The organism is Methylobacterium indicum (assembly GCF_001043895.1).
GTDB lineage: Bacteria > Pseudomonadota > Alphaproteobacteria > Rhizobiales > Beijerinckiaceae > Methylobacterium > Methylobacterium indicum.
The window spans coordinates 1-4375 of sequence record NZ_JTHF01000216.1 but is presented as its reverse complement, the minus strand read 5'-3'; the positions used below and the strand labels follow the sequence as shown (position 1 = coordinate 4375).

The 4375-nt window shown below is 73.8% G+C and carries 3 protein-coding genes and 1 pseudogene; 3 read left to right on the top strand and 1 reads right to left on the bottom strand.

Annotated elements, in window-relative coordinates; translation table 11 throughout:
• On the bottom strand, window positions 1-796 hold a 796-nt coding region (locus tag QR78_RS23775; protein WP_244278497.1), incomplete at its 3' end, for an esterase-like activity of phytase family protein.
• 203 nt (window positions 797-999) lie between these two features.
• On the opposite strand from QR78_RS23775, the gene crcB reads away from it, so the two are divergent.
• The 3 genes and pseudogenes from crcB to QR78_RS23760 form a co-directional block, all read left to right on the top strand.
• Window positions 1000-1371: a fluoride efflux transporter CrcB gene (gene crcB / locus QR78_RS23770; protein ID WP_048430068.1), complete on the top strand. Its 372-nt coding sequence runs from the start codon at window positions 1000-1002 to the stop codon at window positions 1369-1371.
• Window positions 1372-1445: 74 nt separating this feature from the next.
• Window positions 1446-1778, top strand: a pseudogene (locus QR78_RS23765) (Rdx family protein); the annotation flags it as partial.
• A 139-nt stretch (window positions 1779-1917) separates the two neighbouring features.
• Window positions 1918-4375: sensor histidine kinase (locus tag QR78_RS23760; RefSeq protein WP_048430067.1), on the top strand; the 2458-nt coding region annotated here is incomplete at its 3' end.

Genomic DNA, 4375 nt, shown 5'->3' with positions numbered 1-4375 from the left:
CCAGGGCCTCGAGGCCCTGGTTGTTGCGCCGGCCCGTATCGGGCGGGCTCACCGAGTTGAAGTTGGGCTGGCCGTTCGTCACCGGCTGGAGCGCCGCCGGGATGCCGAGCACGCCCTGCAGCTGGCCGCTGCGGTTGAAGTAGTAGACGTTCGGGCCGTACTCATCGCTGACATAGAACGAGCCGTCGAGGCGGCGCGCCAGCCCCTCGGCGTCGAGGCTGATGCGCCCGGCGCTCGGGCCGGTGGCGGCGGAGGGCAGGACGGCGCCGAGCTGCGTGGTGGTACCGGCGGCCGGGTCGAGGCCGCTGAAGCGCTGGCCCTTGGCATCGGTGAGCACGATGCCGCCGTCCGGCGTCAGGGTGACCTGGCGCTGCGAGGTCGTGGCCTGCGGCAGGGCCGTGCCCGTATAGGGCGTGAAGCTCAGGGTGAAGCGGTTGAGCCGCCCCGCATAGTCGCTGAACAGCCCGCCGTCGGGATTGTTGTAGCCGCGGTCGGGCAGCGTGTAGAGCGTGCCCGTGTAGGTGTCGCCGCTGCGCCGCCAGGTCGCGAGATCGACGGCGAGCGAGGAGAACGAGCCCAGGGAATCGCCGAGGAAGTCGCGGGTGGTGGCCGGCAGCCGGCCGACGCCCTGAAGGCCCTGGTTGACCACCACGGTGCCGCCGGCCGCGACCGAGACCGGATCGTCGGTGCGCTGCAGGTTCGGCACCCGCACGTCGAGCGACTGGGCCTGCGCGAGCCCCGCGCTCGCCAGAAGGCCGCCCGCCGCGACGGCGGCACGGATGGAGATGGTGGTCACGATTCGCCCCCGGGATCACGTTGCGGCAGCGATGGGGCGGTTGCGTGACACTCGCGTGACGAAGTGTGGCGGTTTCGCACCGAATGGAACCGTGTGCGGCCAGCGGGCCGCAGTCGCGCGGGCGAGCCCAGCCCGTCCGGCCTCTCGCCCTCGGCGGCGGAGCATGGCAGAAGCCGCGCGGAATCGACGGAGGCGTCGCGGCGATGAGCTACCTGGTGGTCTTTCTCGGTGCCGGCCTCGGCGGGGCGTTGCGCCACGGCGTCAACCTGTGGGCGGCGCGGGCGGGCAGCGGCTTCCCGTTCGGGACGATGGTCATCAACGTCGTCGGCTCGATCATGATGGGAGTGCTCACCGGCTGGTTCGCCGCCCGGGGCGGAGGACCGCAGGCGCTGCGCCTCTTCCTCACCACCGGCGTACTCGGCGGCTTCACCACCTTCTCGACCTTCTCGCTCGAGGCCTTCCTGCTCTGGGAGCGCGGCGCCCACGGGGCGGCCCTGGCCTACGTCGCGGTGTCTGTCGCGGCCGGCATCGCGGGCGTGGCGGTGAGCCTCCTGGTGCTGCGCCAGCTCGCGTGAGCTCGTCGGCCGGATCGCGCGGCGCGGAGACCCGGTTGACAACCGGGGGTATCGGGGGCGGAGTCTTGCACGAGATGAGCGACACAGCCCCGAGCCGACAGGCCCCGAGCCAAGAGACCCCAAGCCCACAGGCCGCAAAACCCCGCATCGCCATCACCTATTGCACGCAGTGCAACTGGCTGCTGCGGGCCGGCTGGATGGCGCAGGAGCTGCTCTCGACCTTCCGGGATGCGGTCGGCGAGGTGGCGCTGATTCCCGGGAGCGGCGGCGCCTTCGCGATCACCTGCGACGACGCCCTGATCTGGGAGCGCAAGCGCGACGGGGGATTTCCCGACATCAAGGCCCTCAAGCAGCGGGTGCGCGACCGGATCGACCCCGGCCGCGACCTCGGCCACATCGACCGGGCCCACGTCGACCGGACCAATGTCGACCGGACCAATGTCGACCGGACCAACGTCGACCGGGCGAGCGACGTCGACGCGGCCGATCGACGGGGCCCGACGCCTTGACCCGACCGCGCCGCCCGGGCGCCGCCGGGCCGATGCCATGATCCGCCGCCGCCTGAAGGCCCTGCGCCGGGACGGGCTGTCGACGCAGGTCTACCTCGTCGCCTTCGTGATCGCCCTGATCGGGCCGGGGCTGCTGTTCACCGCGATCCTGCTCGGCCGCTACGCCGCCCTGGACCGGGTCCGCTTCGAGCAGGACGCGCGCGAGAGCGTGCGCGGCATCGCGCTCACCATCGACCGGGACATGGCCGGGCTGGTCTCGGTGCTCCAGACCCTCGCGGCCTCGCCGCGCCTGCGCAAGAGCGGGCTCGACGGCTTCGAGATGCAGGCCCGGGCGGTGCGGGAGACGACGGGGCTCGACCTGTCCCTGCGCCGGCCGGACGGGACGCAGCTCCTCAACACTGCGCTGGCGCCCGGCGCGCCGGTCCCGCAGGACCCGCATACGGAGGATGCCGAGGTCCTGGCGACGCGCCGGCCGGTGGTCGGCGGCGTCAGGATGGGCGCCCCCGGGCGGCCACCGACCTTCGACGTGGCGGTGCCGGTGATGGTCGATGGAGCGCCGGCCTACGTGCTCAGCGTCACCGTGCCGGTGGAGCGGCTGCGCCAGATCCTGGTCCAGGACCTCGCCCCGGGCTGGACCACCGGCATCGTCGACCGCGCGGGCCTCCTGCTCGCCCGCTCGGAGGATCACGCGGCCCTGGCGGGCCAGCCGATGCTGGCCGCCTTGCGCGGGCGCCCGACGGCCGCCGACGGCATCTGGGAGGGCGTCGACCGGCGCCGGCAGCCGGTGCTCTACGTCGAGACCCCGGTCCGGGCCACGGGCTGGGCCGTCGGCGCCAGCATCCTGCGGGAGCGGGTCGAGGCGCCGTTGCGCCACTGGATCCTCGCCTTCGGCGGGTTCGGGCTCCTGGCGCTGGCCGCCTCCTCGTTCCTGGCGGTGCGTCTCTGGACGCGGGTCGCCGGGCCCTTGCGCCAGCTCGCCACGGCCGGCGGGGCGCTGGCCGCCGGCCATCCGGTGCCCCGGGTCTCGACCCCGATCCGCGAGATCCGCCAGCTCGCCGACGTGCTGGCCGACGCCTCCCAGAGCCTGCGCCGGCGCATCGCCGAGCGCGACCAGGCGCTGGCCGAGCAGAGCCGCAGCCTCGTCGCCCTGCGCGAGAGCGAGGCGCGCTTCCGCCACATGGCCGATTCCGCCCCGGCCCTGATCTGGATGACCGACGCCGAGGGCGAAATCGTCTTCGTCAACATGCATTACGAGTACCTGTTCGGTCGCTCGGTCGAGGCGCTGACGCGGGGACGCTGGCGCGAGATCCTGCACCCGGACGATCTCGCCGGCTTCGAGGAGGCGTTCGTCCGGGCCTTCGCGGCCCGCACGCCGTTCCGGCACGCGACCCGGGTGATCGACCGGCACGGGGCGACACGCTGGATCCTGTGCGAGGGCGTGGCGCGCCTCGACGACCACGGCCGCTTCCTCGGCTATACCGGCTGCAACGTCGACATCACCGAGGCCAAGGGGGCGGAGCTCGCCCTGCGCGAGGGCGAGGAGCGCCTGCGGCTGGCGCTGGCCGCCGGGCGGCTCGGCACCTGGGAGATCGACCTCGCGACCGGGCAGCACCGCCTCTCGGCCCGCTCGGCCGAGATCTTCGGCCAGGCCCCGCTCTCGCACGAGGGCTGGACCCGTGCGGTGCATCCGGAGGACCGGGCCCGCATCGAGGCGGCGCTGTCCGCCCTCCTGGCCGAGCAAGCTCCGTACCGGACCGAGTTCCGGATCCGGCCCGAGGCGGAGACGCCGCACGGCAACGGCACCCGCTGGGTCAGCGCCCAGGCGATCGTCCAGCGCGATGCCGGCGGCCGGCCGCGCCGGGTGATCGGCATCCACCAGGAGGTGACCGAGCGCAAACGGGCCGAGGAGCACCTGCGCCTCCTGGTGCACGAGCTGAATCACCGGGTGAAGAACACGCTCGCCACCGTGCAGTCGATCGCGATGCAGAGCCTGCGCGGCATCCGGGGAGCATCCGCCGACGCGGCGAAGGCCGCCTTCGAGGCCCGCCTGATCGCCCTGGCGCGGGTCCACGACGTGCTCACCCGCGAGAGCTGGGAGGGGGCGGAACTCGCCGAGGTGGTCAAGGACGCGCTCGCCCCCCATGACGGCCCCCAGCCCCGCTTCGCCGCTTCGGGTCCGGCGGTCCGCCTGCCGCCCCGCATCGCCCTCTCGATCGCCATGGCGCTGCACGAGCTCGCCACCAACGCGGTCAAGTACGGCGCTCTCTCGGTGCCGGCGGGCCGGGTCGCCCTGTCGTGGCGCGTCGCCGAGCGGCGGCTCGCCTTGAGCTGGCGGGAGAGCGGCGGCCCGCCGGTCGACCCTCCGACCCGCACCGGCTTCGGCTCCCGGCTGATCGAGCGCAGCCTCGCCCGCGAGCTCGACGGCACGGTGGACCTGAGCTTCCCGCGCGAGGGCGTGACCTGCACCATCGTGGCGCCGCTCTCCCGCCAGCTCA